Raw genomic sequence first — 19,513 nt, forward strand, 5'->3', positions numbered from 1 at the left:
CGCCGTCGCCGCAGTCCGCCGGACGGGCCCGAGGCCCGTCCGGCGGGCTCAGCCCTCTTCCCAGTCCGCGACCTCGACCCGGGCGCGCAGCCCGAGCGGCACGAACTCCTCGACCCGGCGCCGCAGCCGCCGGATCCGCGCACCGCGCCGGGCCCGGTGGTACGCGCCGACCTCCCCGCCGTCGCCCGCCGCCGACAGCAGCGGCTGCTCCGGGTCGAGCGCGAGGCAGTAGTAGCCGGCCGCCTCGAACCCGGTCGACACGAACCGGGGCGGCTGCCCGGTGTCGCAGTGGTACGTCGTCGGGTGCCGGGCCGGCGTCGTCAGCTCCGGGCCCAGGTGGCAGTTGCGCAGGCAGCCGTCCTGCTGCTGCACGACGTCGACGCCGTCGGCGAAGACCGTGTCGCGCGCCGACGCGGCGTCCACCCGCACCGGCCCGGAGAACGTGCAGGCGTCGGCGACGATCGCCGGGCCGAACCGGGACGCCGCCGCCACCGCGTCGGCCGGCGCCGCGGCAGGGCCCGGCGGGTCCCCCGCGCACGCCCGCAGCCGGTCGCGCCGCCCGTCGACGACGCAGTCGGTGAACTCCAGCGGCAGCGCGCCCAGATCGGCGCGCACCGGCCCCAGCACGCTGCGCCGCGCCGCGAACGCCAGCTCCCACGCGTTCGGGTCGACCAGCACCGACCCGGCGCCCGGGTCCATGGTCAGGCCCTCCAGCGCGACACCGGTCAGGTGCGCGCCGAGCTCGAGGTCGCCCGCGAGCCGGAACCCCGCCAGCTCCACGCAGGCACCGCCCAGGTCCAGGCGCAGCGTGCCGACGACCGTGGGGGTGGTCAGCGGCGGCGCGACGATCCGCCAGTTCGGCACGGTCGCCGTGAACTCCTGGGCCGCGGGCGCCGCGAGCCGGTCGGACGTCGCCAGCCGGATCTCCACGTCGGGCACGCCGGGCCGCGACAGCGCCGGGTCCAGCGCGGCCGCCAGCTGCCGGGCCCGCGCGAACGCCTCATCCAGCGTGGCCGCGATCCCGCCCACGCCGCCGGCCTGCGGGTTCACCGTCACCGCGACGCGGGCCCGAGCGTCGGCGTCCGCCGCGGACGCCAGCGCGCCCAGCAGACCCGCCACCGGCCGGTGCCACGTGACCCGCGGCACCCCGGACAGCCCCGCACCCAGCTCGATATGACCCCGCGTCAGGTCGACGAGGACCTCGTCGGACGCCGGCGGGAACGGCGCCGCCGCACCACGGGGCAGCGCCCCGAACCGCAGCTTGTCCCACGGCACCGGGTCGCCCGGCCCCACCCGGACCCGCAGCAGCGGCGGGGTCGCCGCCCCCGCCCGGTCCGCCAACGGGTGCGACGCCGCGACCTTCAGCGACCCGGCGTGCGTGATCTCCCCCGGCCCGGCCAGCGCCTGCAGCACGCGGTACGTCGCCCGCACCGGCGCGTCCGCCTCGTCACCGGTCCGGGTCGCCGCGTCGTGGCCCTCGCCCGTGGCCAGCCGGGCCGGGCGCGGCAGCAGGTACGGCGGCGCGTCCGCGCCCTGCGGGTGCAGCGCGTACCGCCGCGCCTCGGGCAGCGGCGCCGCCTGCGTGTCGACCAGCGTGCGCACCTGCCACGGCCACACGATCGCCGTCGCGGCCCGCGGCGACCACCGCCCCGACGGGGTGAAGGCGCGCCGCGCCCGCTCGAACGGCGTGCCCAACCGGAACACGCCCGTCCCCGACAGCGCGAACGACGCGGCGCGCGGCGGCGGCGGATGCCCCAGCCGCTGCGCCCAGGTGGTGACCTGCCAGCCCTCCACGACGCGCGCGGTCAGGCCGGTGACGACGTAGGCGAAGTCCTCCAGCGCGGCCGGCGTGCCCTTGCGGCGGCGCAGCGCGATCGCGTACGCGACCTCCAGCCGCTCGGCGTCCGCCGGCAGCCCGAGGAGTTCGGCGATGTAGGGCACCGCCCACGCGTCGCAGCTCTCGATGAACAGGTCCTGCCACAACTGGTCGACGTCGGCGGCGAGTTGGTCGTACTGGCCGCTGACGGCGGCCATGAACGCCCGCATGAGCGCGGGCCCGGACTCCCCCGGGCCGCCCGGCGGGTCGAGCAGCGCGGGCGGCAGCATTCCGGCGACGTCACGCGAACTCACGGCCCACCTCCGTGACCTGCCCCGGCGGCAGCCGGAGCACCAGCAGTTCGTAGCGGGCGGCGGGGACGCGGCCGACGGCCCGGTCGGCCGCCGCCTGCGTGCCGCCGGTCAGCGTGAGCACGGGCAGCCCGATCACGCCGGGGACGCGGTGCACGACCGCCACCACGTCCGACCGGTCCAGCGGCACCCCGAGGCCGCGCCGCAGCGGGTCCAACGGCCCGTCCGCGCGGGTGACTTCGGCGGCGACCGCGGCCAGCACGTCGGCGGGCACGCGGCGCGGGTCGACGACCACGCCGGCCGCGACCGTCAGCGCGGTGACCGTGCCCGCCGCGACGCACAGCGGCACCTCCGCGTCCCGCCGCCCCGTCAGGTACGCCGTGAGCTGCCCGATCTCGACGGGCTCGGGAGCGCGCGGGCCGTCCGGGCCGACCCGCAGGAACGCCAGGTGCTCGCCGCTGCCCGCACACGCGCACCCCGGCGGCCCCGCCCCGCGCCACGCCGCGGCGTGGCTCACCCCCGGGTACGCCAGCGCGAGGTCGACCAGGTCCCCGCGCGAGACCGCGCGTCCCACCACGCGTGCCCGGCCGGGCACGAGACGGCGCAGCCGCCGCTCGTCGTCCTGGTCGGCGCCGCCGGTGGTGTTGCCCGCGCCGTGCACGCCTTTGACGCCGGGGATGCTGCCGATGAGCATGCTGATGTCGCCCGACCGGAGTTCGCCCGCGGTGCCGCCGCCCGTGCGGTGCCGCTGGACGACGTTGCCCGCGCCGGTGGGCAGCCGCGCGCCCGAGGCGCCGTCGCCGAACACCACGGTGATCCCGCCGTCGGCGTCGAGCACCGGCGTGTAGACCTGCGCGGCCGCGCTGCCCCCGCCGGGCGCCCCGAACAGCGTCGGCACCTCGCTCCACGCGACACCGTCGACCCGCACCTCCAGGGTCGGCACCACGCTGCCGTCCGGCGCCAGGTCGTACGCGACCGGGCCCTGCGGCACGGCCATCCGCTGCCCGCCGGCCGCCGCGTCGCCCGAACCGAGCACCCCCGCGGTGGTCGCGCCGTGCCGCACCGGCACCAGGTTGCCGGTGGCGGGCCCGTACCGGCCCATCCCGGCGGGCGCCGCGTCGAGGTCCAGGATCAGGCCGCGCGGGTGCGGCACGCCGTCGGGACCGAGCAGCACCTGCTCCTGGATCGCCGCGTCCGCCGGAGCGCACCCGAAGACCTTCCAGTCCGCGTCCCCCGCACCGCACTTGATCGCGATGTGCGCGGGCACGTGCCCGGCCTCGGGCGCGGGGAACACCCGCACCCGCGGCTGGTCCGCGGTGTCGGGCAGCTCGTAGGACGCGGCGACGACCTGGCGCTCGACCACGTACGCGGTGACCGAAGGCGCCTCGCCGCCGGCGGCGTTGCGCACCACCGCCGACTCCTTGCCGTCCGCGAACACCAGCCGCGAGGTCCGCACCCGCGTACCCGGCGCGGTCTCCCAGTCCTCCAGCCGGTTCTCACCGATCTTCAACACGTCGCAACCGCCGCCCTGGGCCCGCCAGTCGACGATCGCGACCTGCTCACCCGGGGACACACCGGCCAGCGACGCGTCCAGGATCAGGTAGTGCCCGTCGCCGTCATATGCGTCATCGGTGCCATACATGCGATACGTGTTGGTCACCAGGGGGACCTTCGTCGGGGTGGTTCCGGACAGCGCAAGCACGTCCGTGAGCCGCCGCCCCCCGCCGGCCTGCGCCTTGATGCGGTACGCGAAGTAGGCGTCTTCCGCCTCGTTGCCCGGCTTGATGATCGAGTCCAGTTCGCGGTCGAACGTGATGGTGACCGTGCCGAGTTCCTCGGTGCGCCCGGTCACCTGCAGCACGGCGACCGGCGTCGACTGGGGCACCGGGCGGAAGTAGACGACCCACCACCAGTACCAGAACAGGTACCAGTCGGCCCCGAGCGGCGGGACCGGCAGTCCCGGCGGGGTCTTGCCCAGCACCAGCAGCACATGGTCCCCGGTGCGGTACCCGGGGTCGGCGAGGAACCGCAGGCTGCGCCCGGTCGGCCGCTGCCGGCGCGGCACCGGCATCGCGGTGAGCCCCGCCCAGTCGGCGCGCAGCCGGGTGTCGGCGACGGTCTCGAAGAGCTGCGCCTCTCGCCCGGGAACGGCGGGCGCCTGCACCCGGGTTCCCGCCGGGACCAGCGGCGAGGCGCCCTTGTCGGTGTCCACCCGCACCCAGCCCTGCGACGCGACACGCGGCCGCGGCCGGAAGCCGGTCAGCGCCGCCAGCCGGCGCAGGTCCGTCCAGTCCGCGGCGGTGCCGAGGTAGGACTCGCCCGCCGTCAACTCGCTGTACGCCGCGACGCCTTCGGCCACATACGCCCACAGCCTGGCCAGCCGCACCGCCTCCGGGTCGCCCGGCAGGTCCCACAGCCGCCCCAGCGTCACGCCGGGCCTGCCGTCGACCGGCGTGCGCGCGGTCTCCCGCAGCAGCGCGGCCGCGAAGTCCTCGAAGCCGCCGAGCTTGCGGACCAGCCGCTCCAGCCCGGGCGGCGGCGGTGTCACCGCGAGCTCGGGACCCGTGTTGCCGCAGGGCTGCTCGGGCTTGCACGTCATGCGCCACCGCCTCGTACCCGCACGTCGAGCCGCCCCCGCCCGGGCCGGGAGGGGTCGTCGTCGAGCACCGGCACCTGGGTGGGGCCGACGCGCAACACCTGGTGGAGCGTCCCCGGCGGGTCGCTCAGCCGACGGGCCTCGCGCACCTCCACGGCGTCGACGCCCGGCACGCCCGCGGCGGCCGCCACGACCGCCGACACGTAGACGGCGGTGCCCAGTTCGAGCCGCGACGGGTGGAACAGGCCCGGATGCGCCGCCGTGCCCGGCCGCAGCCGGGCGAGGATGCTCCGCCGCACCTGCTCCGCGTCGTGGCCGGGCGCCGCGCACACGTCGAGCGCGACAAACAGCCCCACCGGCGTGCCGGGGACCGCCGCCGCCTCGGTGCCGAGCATCCGCACGTCGTCCAACGCGGCCTGCACCTGCGGCAGGTACTCCGGATTCCCGTCGACGTCCTCCGGCGTCTCCACCACCGCGCGCACCACCTGCCACGACCCCGACCAGCCGCGCTGCGCGACCGCGCGCAGCACACCCGGCACGGCCGCGGCCGCCGCCGCGTAGTCGGCGACGGTCACGGCGCGGCGCGGCAGCGCGCTGTACGCCTGCGGCGCGTCCCGGCGCGCCGCGTCCAGCGGGGCCGGGTCGGTTCCGCCGGTCCCGGGCACCGGGTTGCGGGCCTTGAGCCCGGGCACCTCGCGCCACCGTGGCGGCAGTCCGGGCGGCGAAACGTTGTCCTCGACGACGTGCAGCGCGCCCGCGGGGATGTTCCCGGCAGTGCCGCCGCCGACCTCGTACGCCGCGGCGACCCGGCTGCCGAGCGGCGGCGCGAGGCCCACCGCCCCGGTCCGGAAGCGCAGCAGCGGCGGCGCGTCGTCCTCGGTCTCCAGGACGGCCGCGAGCCGCACCGGCGCGTCCAGGGTCAGCAGCGAGTCGACCCAGTCCGCGCCGACCACGTCCCCCGACGGCAGGTACACGCGGATGTCCATCCGGTACGGCGTGCCGTCCGGGCGGCGCGCCACCCCGGGCCCGCCCTCGGCCGGAGTGCCGGCCGCGGTGAGCAGATAGCCGCCGGAGCCGTCCGCCTCGACGACCGCGCCGGGCGGCCCGTTCACCAGGCGCCCGTGGTGCGCGGGCACCACGTTGCCCCGCGCCACGACCACGGCCGGCACACCCGTGCTGGTGTCGATGCCCACCGGGTAGGACACCGGGAGCGCATCCTCGGTGCGCCACCGCACCCGGGTCAGCACCAGATCGGGTCCCGCGAGCGGATCGCTGAACGGGGCGACCTCGACGAGCGTCACCACGGTCGCCGGAATGAACGGCACCGGGGAACGGTAGTGGGGTGCGGCGAGGGGACCGGCCGGCCAGTCGACACCCGGCTTGCGGTGCGCCCACGCGAGGTGGTGCGCGGCGTCCTCGGGGTCGACCGCCTCGAAGACGATCCGGTCCCCCGGCACCAGCCACGCGTCGCCCAGCGAGTCGGCGGGGCGCGGCCGCACCAGCACGCACTCGGTCGACCCGGCGGGCAGGCAGCACAGGTCCTCGCGCCAGTCGTAGACCGCGATCTCCCCGAGCGGAGGCCGTACCAGGCAGTACTCCTCGAGTGTGAACCCCGAGCGGGCGCCCGCCTCCACGGCGGCCACCAGGCCCGGATTGACCGGCATCGGGTTGATCGCGGGACGGCACTGCAGCACGACGTACGTCGTCGCCGACGCGGCCTCGGCCAGCGTGTAGTCGACCAGCCGCGCATGCCGCCGCACCGAGGTCCGCCGCCGCGCCGTCTCCAGATACGCCTCGGTCGCCACCCGGTCGAGCCGGTAGTGCAGCAGGTCGCCGAGATGCGCGAACAGTTCGAGCAGCGTGATCGACGGATCGGCGATCGACAGATCGGCGTCCGGGTTCTCCCGCCGGTGGAACTCCAGCAGCGCGGCACGCAGCGAACGCCAGTCGCGCGCCAGGTAGTCGTGCACCGGCGAGGCGCCCGGCACCGGCGGCGGCTCCTCGTCGGCGAAACAGTCCGCCAGGTCGGGGCACTCCGGCCGCAGCCGCACCGGCAGATGGGCGCGCAGCGGGTCGAACGGCGTGGTCGGCGCGGGCAGGACGGTCAGCCGGTACCGCCCGGTGTCCGGGCGGCCGTCCAACATCAGCTCCAGATGGGCGCTTTCGCCCGCCGACGCGGGCACCACCGCCGCGGCGGTCACCGTGACCGCGGCACCGCCCGGCGCCGGTGTCAGCGTCCACCGCGCGGGATCCGCCAGCTCGGGCGGCGGATCGGTGAACAGCCACACGTCCAACACGCGCGCACCACCCACCACGCGCGCCCCCGCCGCACGCAGCCCGTGCACCCCCGCGCCCGGCGTGAGCAGCATCGCGGGCCGGTGCAGCGGCGGGCAGGTCGGCTGCGGAAGGCCGGTCGTGTCCATCAGCCCTCCACCCGCAGCGCCACCGAACCGGTCTCCCCGGTGGCCTTGAGCCGGTACACCACGGTGGCGGCGATGGTGGCCTCCGCCTCCGCGTCGGCCCGCACCTCCAACAGCTCGACGCGGTCGCCCAACGCCTCCTCGAGCGAGCCGCGCACCCGCATCTCCACGATCCCGGGCAGCGCCTCACCCAACGGCTCGAACACCGTCGCGCTGCCGAGGCCGGCGCCGAAGTCAGGCCGGTGCACCCGCTCCCACGGACCGGTCAACAGCACGAGCCGCACCATGTCGGCCACGTGCCCGGCCTCGTCGCCCGTCGCCAGCAGACGCGCCGGGGTCAGCCGGTACGGGTGCCGGGCCGGCTGGGACGGCGTCGTCATACGCCACGCACCTTGGTCTGGTAGCCCGACACGACCGCGGTGCCCTGCGGCGCCCCGCCCACGTTGACGCACAACCCCACCGAACTGGACAGCAGCAGCGGGTGACCGCCCGCCGTCAGCCGGGTCGCGGGCAGCATCCACCGCACCTGCACACACGGCGACGGCGCCCCCGCCACGTTGAACCCGCAGCCCGCGACCGTGGTGGTGTCGCCCTCCACCGCGACCGGCTTGCGGTCCACCGTGACGTTCGCGACCGACGGCACCAACGTCCCGCTGCCGCCGTGCGGACAGGTGATCGTCACGCCCTGGTGCAGCACGAACCCCGGCATCAACGCACCTCCAGCGCACCGTCGTTGAACGAGATCCCCGACCCCGTCATCGCGATCTTCTGGCTGCCGAACGCGATCACCGCGCCCGACGCGTCCAACGTGACCGAGGCACCCGACGCCGCCGTCACCTTCACCGCCTCACCGCCCGACTCGTCGAGCAGCTCGACCCTGTTCCCGGCCGGCGTCACCAGCACCACCGCCTTCGGCCCCGCGCCCGGCACACCGTCGCCCTGCGCCCACGCCGCGCCCGACCAGACCGGCACCCGGCCCACGTCACCGGCCGGCCACTCGACGAACACCAGCGCGTCCTTCGGCGGCACCACGGCAAGCCCGACGCCCGGGCCCGCGTACGGCGAACTGGCCAGGCACCACCCCGTCGTCTGCTCGCCCAGCACCTCCGGCACCTTCACCCGCAGCCGGCACAGCTTCTTCGGATCCTCGTTGTCGACCACGACGGCCGGATACCGGCCGTGGAAACGCTCCACCGCCGCTCACACCCCCAGCCCCACGAGACCGGCGAGCCCGCCGCCCCACGGCTCGTCGCCCGTGGTCCCCAACGCGTTGCGCACCAGCGTCAGCTCCTGCATGTGCCGGTCCGGCGACACCACATGCCGCACCTTGTCCACCAGGTAGCGCCCCGACAGCACGTTCCCCAGCCCCTTCACCAGCACCGGGCGGCGCGCCCGCAGCAGCACGCCCGTGGTGTCCGTGTCGACCGTCGTCGTCAGCGTCACCGCGTACGCCGACCGCAACGCCAGCGACCGCGCGGCCGGTCCCGCGTCCGCCTCACCCCACACGTCCTCCGGCGCCAGCAGCACCGTCGTCAGCCCGCCCAGCGAAAGCGCGCCCTGCGCCTGGTCGGTGCCCGCGTCGCCGCCCGCCACCGCGGCCGTCGACAGCGGCGGCACCCGCACCGCCTCCACCCGGTGCCCCGTCGCCAGCTTCGCCGTCACCGTCGCCTCGTGCGCGTCGTCCCCGAACCCCAGCGCCAGCACGGTCTGCGGCGGCGCCAGCGGGTCCACGGCGTGGAAGTGCCCCACCACCTTGTCCCCCGACGACTCCAGGTACACGGCGAAGCCCCACTTGTCGGCCAACGCCCTCAGGAACGCCCAGTCCGTGCCGCGCTGGAACGCCACGTGCACGTCCGGATCGGGCCCGGCCGGCGTGTCGTCGACCTCCGTCGCCATGCCGTACGACGCGAACACCGCCTGCGCGATCACACTGTCGGCCGAGCCCGGCCACGCGGTGACCTTCTCCACCGCGTCCATCTCCAACGACCGGTCGACCGCCTTCACGGTCAGCCGCGAACCGCCCTCCGCGTCGATCTTCCACTCCGCCTCGGCCGCCACCCCGTCGAACCGGTAGCTCCCGGCACCCCGCGTGAACTCGGCCACGATCCGCGCCTTCGGCGCCGCCACCGCGTCCAGCAGCCCGGTCCACTCGCCCGCGTCCGTCGGCGCGAGCGCGACCGTCATCGTCAGCGCGTCCGCCTCGTACGTCGCCTCCTCGACACTCAGTTCGGCGACGGACGCCAGCTCCTCGGCACCCACCTCGCGGCCGCCCAGCTCCAGGAACAGATGCGTCACAGCCATGTCAGCCCCCCGCACCCGGGGCCTGCGGCAGGCGCATGATCCGCCCGGGCTCCTCCAACACGCACGCGTCCGCGAACGGATTGGCGTCCGCCAACCGCCACCACTGCGTCGAATCCGCGTACACCGCGTGCGCCAACAGGTCCAAACGGTCGCCCGCACGCACCTGGTAACGCGGACCCGGACCCACCGCACCGGGCGCCGGCACCGTGCGCGGCGTCGTCATCGCCCGCACCGTGCCGTCCGGCAACGGAACCCTGACGACCGGCGAGCCCGCGTACCGCGAAGAAGCGTCGAACCCTGCCACGGCTACCCTCCCATCTCGATGGCCTGCAACGGCGCCAGCACCGCCTTGGTCTCACGCAGCACCTGGTAGTACGCCGCGGCCATCACCATGACCTTGTCGTCTTTGGGCACGTCGGCCTTGCGCAGCACGGTGAACGAGATCTCCGCCGTCGCGTGCAGCGGATTCAGCAGCGCGTCGAACGCCGTCTCCCGGACCGTCAACGCCTCGACCCGCACCGGCGTGATGCGCTGCGGCCCCCACGCGAACAGCACGAACGGCACCTTCAACGGCGGAATCGCCTGCCCCTTCGCGCCCTGCCCCAGCAACGACGCCACCGCCGCACCCAGAATCGACCCGCCGACCGGCTGCATCAGCATCTCCAGCGCGGCGATCCGCGGCGAGATCCCCGCCGCCATCGTGATCGGCGCCTCACGCTCCAGCCCGTCCGTGGCGTCGAGTTCGAGCTTCAGCGAGTACTTCTCCTGCGGCGCGCTCGCCACCGTCCGCGGCTGCCCGCCCGGCTGCTCCCGGCCCGGCGTGCGCTCGCTGCCGAAGACCCGCGTCACCTCCGTCGGGTTGTACTGGAACGTCACCAGCGTCGGCAGCGCGCCCGTGAACGCGTCCTGGTACGAGATCAACATGCCCCGGAGCAGAGTCACCGCGCCGCCTCCGCCCGCGCCGCCGACACCGCACGCGCCACCGCCCGGGCCACCTGCGCCTCCGGACCGTTCCCGACCCCGCGCCCCGCCACCGCGTCCGCGATCGCCCCGCGCAGCAGATGCGCCGCGGGAGCCGCCGTCACCGGGACGGTCAACCGCAGACCGTCCGCGCCTCCACCCGTCATGGCGCCTCCGTCCAGGCCTTGCCGAGCTTGTCGTATTCGCGACGCAGCGCCGTCGCCACCTGCGCCGGGCCGACCACCCCGCCCTCCCGGGCGGCCAGGAACGCCGCGGCCAGCGCCGCGTTCGCGATCGACCCGCCGGCCAGCTCACGACGCGCCAACGCCTCCGCGTCCAACCCCTCACGCGGCACCCGGTCCGGAAGACACCGCCGCCACAACTCGACCCGCGCCGCCACGCCCGGCACGTCGAACCGGACCGAGAACCTCAGGCGGCGCAGGAACGCCTCGTCCAACGCGGCCCGCTTGTTCGTCGCCAGCACCACCAGACCGGTGAACGACTCGACGCGCTGCAACAGGAAGTCCACCTCGAGGTTGGCCCACCGGTCGTGCGCGTCCCGCTGCTCGGTGCGCTTGCCGAACAACCCCTCGCACTCGTCGAAGAACAGCACGGCCGCGGCGTTTTCGGCCTCGTCGAACGCCGCGGCGAGGTTCTTCTCGGTCTCCCCGATGTACTTCGACACCACCGCCGACAGGTCGACGCGGTACAGGTCCTGCTCCAACGCGCCCGCGACGGCTTCGGCGGCCATGGTCTTCCCGGTCCCGGGCGGCCCCGAGAACAACGCGGCGACGCCCTGCCCGCGCGGCATCCGCCGCCGGAACCCCCAGTCGTCGAACACCAGCGGCGCCAGCCGGACGTGCGCCACCACCTCCTCCAACTGCGCCCGCACGTCCTCCGCCAGCACCAGGTCGTCGAGCGTGAACGCCGGGACGACCGGCGCCGCGAGCCGGTGCAGCGCGTGCCGCGCGGTACGCCGCACCGCGGGCCACACATCCGCCGCCCGCGGCGGCCCCGGCGACCAACGCCGCTGCGCACGCAACGCCTCGACGACGGCGTCGATCCCCTCCTCGCCGAACGCCAGCCGCGCCGCCAACTCCCGCCCCTGCGCCCGCGCCTGACGGTCGGAGAAGCCCGCCTCCCGCAGCCGGGTCCGCCAATGCGCGGCCCGCTGCGCCGGATCGGCGGCGGCGATGTCGACGGCGAACGCACCGACCGCCGCGTCACCGGGCGCGCCGACGGCGACCAGCGGCCCGTCGCCCTCCCGCCACCCGAGCTCACCGAGCGCCGCCGCAGGCACCACCGGCACACCCGCACCGGTCCGGGCCAGCAAGGAGAGTTCCGCCCGCGACCGCCCGTCCGCGACCGGAATCCGCCCGGCGGCCCGCACGGCCGCGTAGGCGAGCGCGGCGATCCCGGCATCGGCCGGGCCTCGCAGCAGTACGGCACCGAGGGCAGGCACGGCGAGCACACGCGGCAAACCCGCGCCCGCCGCGCCGCCGGGGCGGGTATCCGGCGCGTCAGCCGCCTTCGCGCCTGACAGGGCCACGAGGTCCGCCCCGGCGACGGCGGCGGGCGCAGCGAACGACGGTTCCGAGTGAACGGCAACCGCGGTGCCACGAACGGGATCCGGCACATCAGCCGCTTTCGCGCCCGACAGGGCCACCGAGTCCGCCTCGGCGACGGCGGCGGGCGCAGCGAACGACGGTGTTGAGTGAGCGGCAACTGCGGTGCCACGAGCGGGATCCGGCGCATCGGCCGCTTTCGCGCCCGGCAGGGCCACGAGGTCCGCCTCGGCGATGGCGGCGGGCGCGGTGCCACGAGCGGGATCCGGTGCATCAGCCGCCTTCGCGCCCGATGCGGCTGTGAGGTCCGGTTCGGCGACGGCGTGTGCCGCGATCGGGCCGCCGAGCGGTGCGGCTGCGGGGGCGGTCGTCGCGAGCCTCTGCGCGAGGCCCGGTCGGGACGCGTGCGGCTCCACCACGCCACGTCCAGCCGCCGCGGGCGCCGCCTGCGGCACCGGCCCGCTCACGCCGGGCGACACCGCGCTCGGCGCCGAGAGGAACTCCGCCAGCCGCAAGCGCACTTCGTCGTGCCGTGCCGGAGGTGCCTCCGTCGGGCACACGTCCGCCTCGGGGCATCCGGCCAGGATCCGCCGCGCGGTCGGGGTCAGCCGCAACGGGCCGTCGCAGCCCGCACCCGGCGCCAGCACGCCGCCGCGGACCAGCCGGTCGCCGTCCTCCCACGCGGCCGGGAGCCGCAGACCGTACGGCGCCAGCAGCAGTCGCAGGAGACCCGCCGACGCGTAACGCCGCGCGGCGTCGTCGTGAGCACAGCCCAACGCGACCGCGAACTGCGGCTCGGTCTCCGCCCACCACGCGGCGGCCACGGTCACACGCTCGCCGTCGTCGAGGCCGAGCGCCGCGGCGATGCGCACCAAGTGGTCGTCGTGCCACGACGCCTGCGGCTCCGTCCGCTCCACAATCCGCGCCGAAGACTCGTCCGACCGCGCGGCCGCCTGCCACGCGGTCAACTCCGCGAACCGCGCCGCCTCCTCCGCGCCGACGACGCGCCGCACACCCGCAGCGGCGACCACGGCGCCGGGGCCCGGGCCGAGTTCGCGCCACTGGGCGTCGAGCGCGGTCAGGTACCCGGTAAGGGCGAGCTTGAGCGCGTCGAGCCCGGTGTCGAGCGGGCCCGCCGGAACCGCCTCACTCGTGCCGGTGGTCGTCTCGCGGCGGCTGCCGCTCAGCACGTGGCCGCTCCCGTTCACGGCGTCACCGTCACCGTGGTCGGCGGCCCGGTGACACCGCGCGAACGCAGCGCCAGAGCACGGTCGCCCGTCCTGTCCGCCGGCACCGGGAACGTGACCGACACCGGCGTGACGGCCGTGGCCTGTACGGCCGTTCCGTCGACGAACACCAGCGTGTCGTCGTCGCAGTGCGCGGTGGTGACGGTCGCGGACGCACCCGCGCGCACCGGGCCCGAGGCCGACAGCACGATCGGCTCCACGGTCAGCGCGATGGAGTCGGTGCAGGCCGTCGCACTCGGCGGCAGCCCGTCGACCGGCGTGGCCGCGAACAGCCGCCGCACGCCCGGCATGAGGTCGTTGCGCGGCAGCCGCAGCACGCTGGCCCCGGGCCCGGTGGAGACCACGGTCATCGGCCACCCGTCGGACGGCGCCGGTGCCGGGTCGCCGGGCTCGGCGGCCAGCATCAGCCGCGTGGCGGCGGTCGCCCCGGACAGCCGCACCGTCGTCGTCGCGGGCCCGCCGACCCGGGGCGGGACGGCATCGGTCAGCCGGGCCCCCGCGCTCGGCAGCACGTGGACGCCCACGGTGCGCACCGGCGGCCCGACCACATGCGTGACCTGGGGCTCGATGAACACCGGCGACACCACGTAGCCGACGGAGAGCCGCAGCGATTGCGACGCCGCGGTCCACACCTTGGTCAGGGTGTCGAGGTCGAGCGGCTCCCAGACGATCCGCAACGGCTCGTGCAGGCGCGGCACGGGCTGCGGCAGGAACGGCGAGCCGGGCCCGACGGTGGTGTGCTCGTGCAGCGAGCGCATCACGGACGCCAGGGCGATGTGGGCGAGTTGGTCCTGGTCGCCGGTGTCGGTCAGCGCGCCGGGGTAGCTGGTCAGGAAGTAGTGCAGCTCCATGGCGAGCGGCGGCGCGCCGCGCGAGGTGCGGGTGCGCGCCGCGGGCGGCTCCATGTTCCGGTACGCCGCGTTCGGCACCGCGCGGTACAGGAACCAGTTGAGCCGCGCCCCGTCGGTGGTGCGGTCGAGCGGCCCGAAGGTAATGCCCGGAGGCGGGTTCACCCCCGCGTCGGCGAGTCCCCTGACGGTGATGGCTTTGAGCGTCTCGTCGACGACCTGGACGCCGAGCGCGCTGGTCGTCATCGCCGCACCCCCGCCCGACGTTCAACGGGCCGACGGAGGCCCGCGATGGACGCCATCGGGTCCGGCGCGGGTGCCGGGGCGGCGGGGGTGACGATCGAGATCTGGTCGATGCGCACGACGGGTGTCGCGGCGTTCGCCGCAGGGGCGGGCGCCTGCTCGGCGCCACCTCGGCCCGGCGCGGCTGTCGGGCCCGGTGCGGGCGGCCGGCCCGGCACCGCCGCCGCGGTCGGGCTCGGTGCGCGTTCCGACGCGGCCGGGAGACCGGGCACGGCATCGGACCGCTGCCGGTCGACGAGTGCCGCCACGCGGGCGAGGTACGCCTCGGCCGCGCTGCCGCCCGCGGGGCGGTCGGGCTCGACCCTGCGAGCCACGGACGGTGCGGCAACGGCCTGTTCGGCAGGCGACCACCCGGCCGCCGACGCCCCTCCGGGCCCGCCCCCGTCCGCGCCACCACTCTCGCCCGCGTGTGCCGGGACCACGTCGCCACCACGACCCGACGCCGGACGCGCGTCGGCACCGCCGCTCCGCTCGTCCGGCCAGGCCCACGCGGCGAGTTCGCGGGCGGCCCCGCCGTACGCCTCTACCATCGCGCCGGTCGCGTGCTCCGCACCGCTCGGCACACTGGTCGCGCGCACGCGGGGACGCCGCACCGAACCGCCCGCCGCCACCACGGGGTTCCGCCACGGCGCATCCAGTTCGGTCAGCAACGAACCAGTCGCCGGGTCGTCGGCGATGTGCGGATCCCTCGGCCCCTCCGGAGCGGAAACGGGCGCGGTCGACCCGGTGTGCGCTGTCGTTCGGGGTGTGGGCCCTCGATCGCTAGGGCCCGTTAGCTGTGCCTCGATCCGCGGCCCCGCCGACCCTGTCGCCACGGCCGACTCGGCGAACGGATCGCCGCTCCACGCGGTGCCCGACGCGGGACGCGCCGCACGCGCCAGCATCCGCGCACCTGCGCCCGCCGCGCCGGGGGTCGCCCCGGTTGTCGAGGCCGCCGCGCGGTGCCCCGCGTCGCCTGTCCCGCCGGGCCCTCCCCCGTGCGCCGCACCGGAGTTCACCGCGCCACCGCGGCCCGCGATGGCGGTCACGGCCGCCGTCCTTCGGCGATGAGGTCCGCGAAGCGCCGCCTTCGCGCGTCGGGCAGCGCTTCGATGGCCGCGAGCTCCCAGTGGTAGGCGGACGCGATGAGGTGCACGTCCTCGTCGAGTCGGTCGAGGGCGCGGCCGAGGCCGCGCAGCGCGAGCGCCTGGACGTCGACGCTCCAGGACGCTGTGGTGCCGCAGTCGGGGCAGGCGCAGTCCATCGTCCCGGACAGCGAGTCGTCGACGAGTTCCAGGTCGGTCGGGCGCGGCCGCTGCGCGGGCACGCCGACGGTGCACCGGTCGAGCAGCGCGGCGGTGGCCTCCTCGGGGTCGTCGGGCAGGCCGAGGAGGTCGGCGACACACGGTTCGCGGAGCCCGCCGGTCCCGCGCACGGCGCAGCGCGGCGCGGGGGCCGGGAGTTCGTCGGCGGCGAGCCGGACCTCGTTGTCGGCGCCGCAGTCGCCGCAGTGCAGCACGAGCCGGACGTCGTCGCCGCACAGGGTGCGGTGCAGGCCGAGCAGCACGCGGTCCGCCTCCCCCAGTGAGGTGTCTGCCGGGTCGCGGCCGACGGCGGCCAGCAGGGCCGCGACCTGTTCCATCTCGCTGTGCCGCCCGCGCATGGCGCCGAGCACCGTGGTCGCGGTGGGCGGCGCGGTCGCGGGCGGCGTGGTCGCCGCCATGGGTCACTGCTCCTTGGGCTCGGTGACCGAGGTGTCGCGTTCCCAGCCCTCCAGTTCGATCTTGATGGACTCGATGGCGACGGCCGCGCTCGCCGCGTCGAGCGCGGGCAGCGCCTGGTACTCGGAGACCCAGCAGCGGAACAGCTTGTAGGAGATGACCTTCTGCCCGGACTCGTTGAACAGGTCGACGATGAGGTCCTTGCGGAAGTTCGCGAGCGACTGCGGTCGTTCGAGCGAGTGCGCGAGGTTGGCCCACTTCTCGAACTCGGGGTCGTGGGTGAGGCCGCGCTCCAGCATGACGGCGTCGTACTTGGTGACCCCGGGGCTCTTGCGGTCGTGGGACGGGTCGGCGCCGTCCCGGTGCGTCACGGCGGCGGTGGACCGCTTGAGCGCGCCCATCTTGGACAGGCCCGCCACGTACTGGCCGTCCCACTTCACCCGGAACATGAAGCTCTTGTACGGGTCGAACCGCGTCGCGTTGACGGTGAACTGGGCCATGTCACGCCTCCAGGCGGGAGATCTGGGTGATGGTGAGCACCACGAACTCCGCCGGCTTGAGCGGCGCGAAGCCGATGACGACGTTCACCTTGCCGAGGTCGATCTCGGACTGCGGGTTGACCGTGTCGTCGCAGATCACGAAGTAGCTGTCGGACTCGGCGCCGCTCGTGCTGCGCTGGAAGGCGCCGGCCCGGAACAGGCTCCGCATGAAGGTGCCGACGGCGAGCCGCAGCTGTGCCCAGAGGTCCGGGTCGTTGGGCTCGAACACGGCGAACTGGGTGCCGAGGAACAGGGACGTCTCGATGTAGTCGGTGAGCCGCCGCACCGGGATGTACTTGAACTCGGACCCCAGGACGTCCGAGCCGGCCAGGGTGCGCGCGCCCCACAGCACGCTCCCCGCGCCGGGGAAGACCCGCAGGACGTTGACGCCCTTCGGGTTGAGCACGTCCGACACGTCGTCGTCGGTGTGCGTGGACAGGCCGGAGATGCCGTTGATCCCGGCGTCGGTCAGGCCGGCCGGGGCCTTCCAGACACCGCGGTTGGCGTCGGTGCGCGCCATGATGCCGGCGACCGCGCCGCAGGTCGGCAGCGACAGCGTGGTGGTGCCGCCGCCCGGGGCCGACTCGGTGACGGTGATGCGCGGGTAGTACACCGCGCCGTGCGCGCCGGTCTCTCCGCCCAGCACCCCGGTGCCGGGGTTGGTCTCGTTGCTTCCGGAGAGCCAGTTCGGCGGTGTGTCGGCGAGGAGGAAGGCGTGCTGCTTGCGGCAGTACTCGAGGGCCTTCGACAGTTGCTGCGACCGGAACGGAGTCGACTCGTCGGGCCCGCTGATCGGCACGTCGGGCAGGCACAGCAGGTTGAAGCGCGGGAAGTCGAGGACGTCGAGCGCGTAGATGCCGCCTTTGCCGTTCTGCGGGACCACGTCGTCGGCTGCGACGATGCCGTCCGTGCCTCCGGTGAACGGGACGGGCGCACCCGTCTCGGTGGGCCGGAGCACGGCGGCGCCGGAGACCTCGGTGCCATGGTTCGACAGGCCCAGGCCGAGTGACTGCCCCGCGTCTCCGCTCGGCGCGATCAGCACGGTCACGGCGCGGCCGGGGCCGCCGGGGCCGGTGGTGGTCAGCGTGATGTGGTCGGTGTCGTGCGACGCGTCGACGGACAGCCCGGCCGAGGCGGCGGCGGTGTCGATCGCCGTCACGATGTCGTCGAGGCTCTTGGCGGCGGGGGTGGCGTTGGTCGCGATGACCAGGTCGGTCGGTGGCGCGTAGTCGACCGCGACGCGGAGCGTGCCGTTGGCCGTGCTCATCTGCACGGTCGCGGCCGGGAGTTTGGCCGAGACCGAGGTGGCCTGCCCGGTGGGGGCGGTGCCCGGCGGCGTGACCTCCGCGGTGACCAGCTGCGAGTCGGCGAGCGCGGTCAGCACGTAGCGCGGGTGGTGCGGGGCCATCGACAGGCCCGCGTAGGTCTCCTCGGCCACCAGCACGGTCGCGCCCGTGCGCGGGTCCTGCCCGCGCTGGCGCACGACGAGGGTGAACTGGTCGCCCGGGTTGGGCGAGGTGCCGTAGTGCACCTCGGCCTCCAGCCCGGCGTTTCCGAGGCGGTTGGCCCACGTGCCGGGGCTGCGGGCGGCCAGCTTGACCGCCGAGCCGCCCGCGCCCGACAGCGTCGCGGTGGCGGGCGCGGCCGCGGTGCCGCCCGAGTCACGCCCCGCGACGCGCACGACGAGGGCCTGGGAGCCGCCGTTGGCGAAGAAGTGGCCGACGGCGTGGCCCATCGGCCGGAGCGCATCCAGAGGTGGGCCGAACACGCGCACGTACTCGGCGAGGGAGCGGACGGACACCGGGGTGTTCGTCACGCCCTGCCGAGCGGCTCCGACGAACGCGGTGACCGAGGTGGACTGGCCCGTGATCGTGTGGACGCCGGAGCGTTGTTCCTGGATGTAGACACCCGGGTGCAGGGGCTGAACTGGCATGTGTGCTCCCGCCGGGAAGCGACCGGACGATTGGAGGCCCCAGTTTTTCCCGCCCGCCGTCACCCAGCCGTCACACCGACATCACTCCGGTTCGTCCGAGCGGGTGGAATCGGCAGCGAGACCGCCGCGAGCGCGCCCGCCGGCACCATCGCGGCCAGGCGCGCGCTCGGTGCCACCCCCAACTCCCGGCCCAGCAAGGCCCGGTACGCCTCGTAGTGGCGCACCGCCTCGCACATGTTCCCCTCGGCGACGTGCACGGCGATCACCGCGCGGTGCGCGCTCTCCCGCAGCGGCTCGAGCCGCACCGAAGCGAACGCGGCCTCCAGCGCGGCCGTGAACCGGCCCTGCCCGACCAGTCGCGCCGACAGCCCCTCCAGCGCGTGGAGCCGCAACTGCCGCAGCCGCTCCCGCTCGTGCAGCACCCACTCGTCGTACCAGCCGGGCAGCAGCTCGCCGCCCGCCAGCACCCGGCCGCCGTGCTCGTCGACCGCGTAAGGAGCCTCGATCTGCGTCCGCGTGAGCCCGTCGGCGCCCGCGAGCAGCAGCGCGCTCTCGACCAGGTCCCGCACGTCGACCACAACGGACTCGTTCAGCGCCAGGACTTCCGGTTCGCAGGTGACGAGCGGTCCGGGCAGCCGGTGCAGCCGCCATAACGCGGTCCGCAAGCTCCCCATGGCGTGCGCCTCGCTCGCGTCCGGCCAGAGCACTCCGGCCAGTTCCGCGCGCGGCACCCGGCCGTGGATGCCGAGGTAGGCGAGCAGCCGGCGCCCCGGGCCCGTCGTCACGCGCGGGTCCGGCCCTCCGTCGCGGGTCAGCCGGAATCCCCCGAGCAGGCAAAGGCGTACCGCAGACATGCGCATCAGCTCCCCCGTGCCGACCGCCGCGGTGCCGCACCGCCGGACGGTCGGATCAGTGACAATTGCCCCTCAATTGCACCACGGATCATGACCGGCAAGTACTAATCCATCCGAGTG

Annotated in this window: 17 protein-coding genes; all 17 read right to left on the reverse strand. The window is 75.4% G+C overall.

Features of this window, described 5'->3' with window-relative positions; genetic code table 11:
• Positions 1-48: 48 nt before the first annotated feature.
• On the reverse strand, positions 49-2,130 hold the full coding sequence (locus QI554_RS36685) for a phage tail protein (protein WP_281476601.1): 2,082 nt from the start codon (positions 2,128-2,130) through the stop codon (positions 49-51).
• Positions 2,117-4,726, reverse strand: a complete 2,610-nt coding sequence (locus QI554_RS36690; protein ID WP_281476603.1) for a baseplate J/gp47 family protein — start codon at positions 4,724-4,726, stop codon at positions 2,117-2,119. The genes QI554_RS36685 and QI554_RS36690 overlap by 14 nt, the downstream gene beginning before the upstream one ends.
• Positions 4,723-7,146: a baseplate J/gp47 family protein gene (locus QI554_RS36695; RefSeq protein ID WP_281476605.1), complete on the reverse strand. Its 2,424-nt coding sequence runs from the start codon at positions 7,144-7,146 to the stop codon at positions 4,723-4,725. Before QI554_RS36695 ends, QI554_RS36690 begins: the two co-directional genes overlap by 4 nt.
• Positions 7,146-7,523, reverse strand: a complete 378-nt coding sequence (locus QI554_RS36700; RefSeq protein WP_281476606.1) for a GPW/gp25 family protein — start codon at positions 7,521-7,523, stop codon at positions 7,146-7,148. The genes QI554_RS36695 and QI554_RS36700 overlap by 1 nt, the downstream gene beginning before the upstream one ends.
• Positions 7,520-7,852 (reverse strand): hypothetical protein, encoded by a 333-nt coding sequence (locus tag QI554_RS36705; RefSeq protein ID WP_281476608.1) that lies wholly within the window; start codon positions 7,850-7,852, stop codon positions 7,520-7,522. The genes QI554_RS36700 and QI554_RS36705 overlap by 4 nt, the downstream gene beginning before the upstream one ends.
• Complete coding sequence (locus QI554_RS36710) at positions 7,852-8,337, reverse strand: phage baseplate assembly protein V (protein ID WP_281476626.1); 486 nt, start codon at positions 8,335-8,337, stop codon at positions 7,852-7,854. Before QI554_RS36710 ends, QI554_RS36705 begins: the two co-directional genes overlap by 1 nt.
• 6 nt (positions 8,338-8,343) lie before the next feature.
• A complete protein-coding gene (locus QI554_RS36715) occupies positions 8,344-9,444 on the reverse strand; it encodes a hypothetical protein (protein WP_281476627.1) in 1,101 nt (366 codons plus the stop codon).
• Position 9,445: 1 nt separating this feature from the next.
• A complete protein-coding gene (locus QI554_RS36720; RefSeq protein WP_281476629.1) occupies positions 9,446-9,748 on the reverse strand; it encodes a LysM peptidoglycan-binding domain-containing protein in 303 nt (100 codons plus the stop codon).
• A 2-nt stretch (positions 9,749-9,750) separates the two neighbouring features.
• Entirely contained in the window at positions 9,751-10,386 is a 636-nt protein-coding gene (locus tag QI554_RS36725; RefSeq protein ID WP_281476630.1) for a hypothetical protein, read from the reverse strand.
• Complete coding sequence (locus tag QI554_RS36730) at positions 10,383-10,571, reverse strand: hypothetical protein (protein WP_281476632.1); 189 nt, start codon at positions 10,569-10,571, stop codon at positions 10,383-10,385. Before QI554_RS36730 ends, QI554_RS36725 begins: the two co-directional genes overlap by 4 nt.
• A complete protein-coding gene (locus tag QI554_RS36735) occupies positions 10,568-13,177 on the reverse strand; it encodes an ATP-binding protein (protein ID WP_281476634.1) in 2,610 nt (869 codons plus the stop codon). The genes QI554_RS36730 and QI554_RS36735 overlap by 4 nt, the downstream gene beginning before the upstream one ends.
• Positions 13,174-14,310 (reverse strand): Pvc16 family protein, encoded by a 1,137-nt coding sequence (locus QI554_RS36740; RefSeq protein WP_281476635.1) that lies wholly within the window; start codon positions 14,308-14,310, stop codon positions 13,174-13,176. Before QI554_RS36740 ends, QI554_RS36735 begins: the two co-directional genes overlap by 4 nt.
• A complete protein-coding gene (locus QI554_RS36745; protein ID WP_281476638.1) occupies positions 14,307-14,945 on the reverse strand; it encodes a hypothetical protein in 639 nt (212 codons plus the stop codon). Before QI554_RS36745 ends, QI554_RS36740 begins: the two co-directional genes overlap by 4 nt.
• 446 nt (positions 14,946-15,391) lie before the next feature.
• A complete protein-coding gene (locus QI554_RS36750) occupies positions 15,392-16,069 on the reverse strand; it encodes a hypothetical protein (protein ID WP_281476640.1) in 678 nt (225 codons plus the stop codon).
• 3 nt (positions 16,070-16,072) lie between these two features.
• Entirely contained in the window at positions 16,073-16,567 is a 495-nt protein-coding gene (locus QI554_RS36755; RefSeq protein ID WP_281476641.1) for a phage tail protein, read from the reverse strand.
• Between the two features lies 1 nt (position 16,568).
• On the reverse strand, positions 16,569-18,539 hold the full coding sequence (locus QI554_RS36760) for a phage tail sheath family protein (protein WP_281476643.1): 1,971 nt from the start codon (positions 18,537-18,539) through the stop codon (positions 16,569-16,571).
• 59 nt (positions 18,540-18,598) lie between these two features.
• Positions 18,599-19,393 (reverse strand): AfsR/SARP family transcriptional regulator, encoded by a 795-nt coding sequence (locus tag QI554_RS36765; protein WP_281476644.1) that lies wholly within the window; start codon positions 19,391-19,393, stop codon positions 18,599-18,601.
• Between the last annotated feature and the right edge of the window lie 120 nt (positions 19,394-19,513).

The sequence above is a fragment of the Yinghuangia seranimata genome (assembly GCF_029953285.1).
In the GTDB taxonomy this organism is placed as follows: domain Bacteria; phylum Actinomycetota; class Actinomycetes; order Streptomycetales; family Streptomycetaceae; genus Yinghuangia; species Yinghuangia seranimata.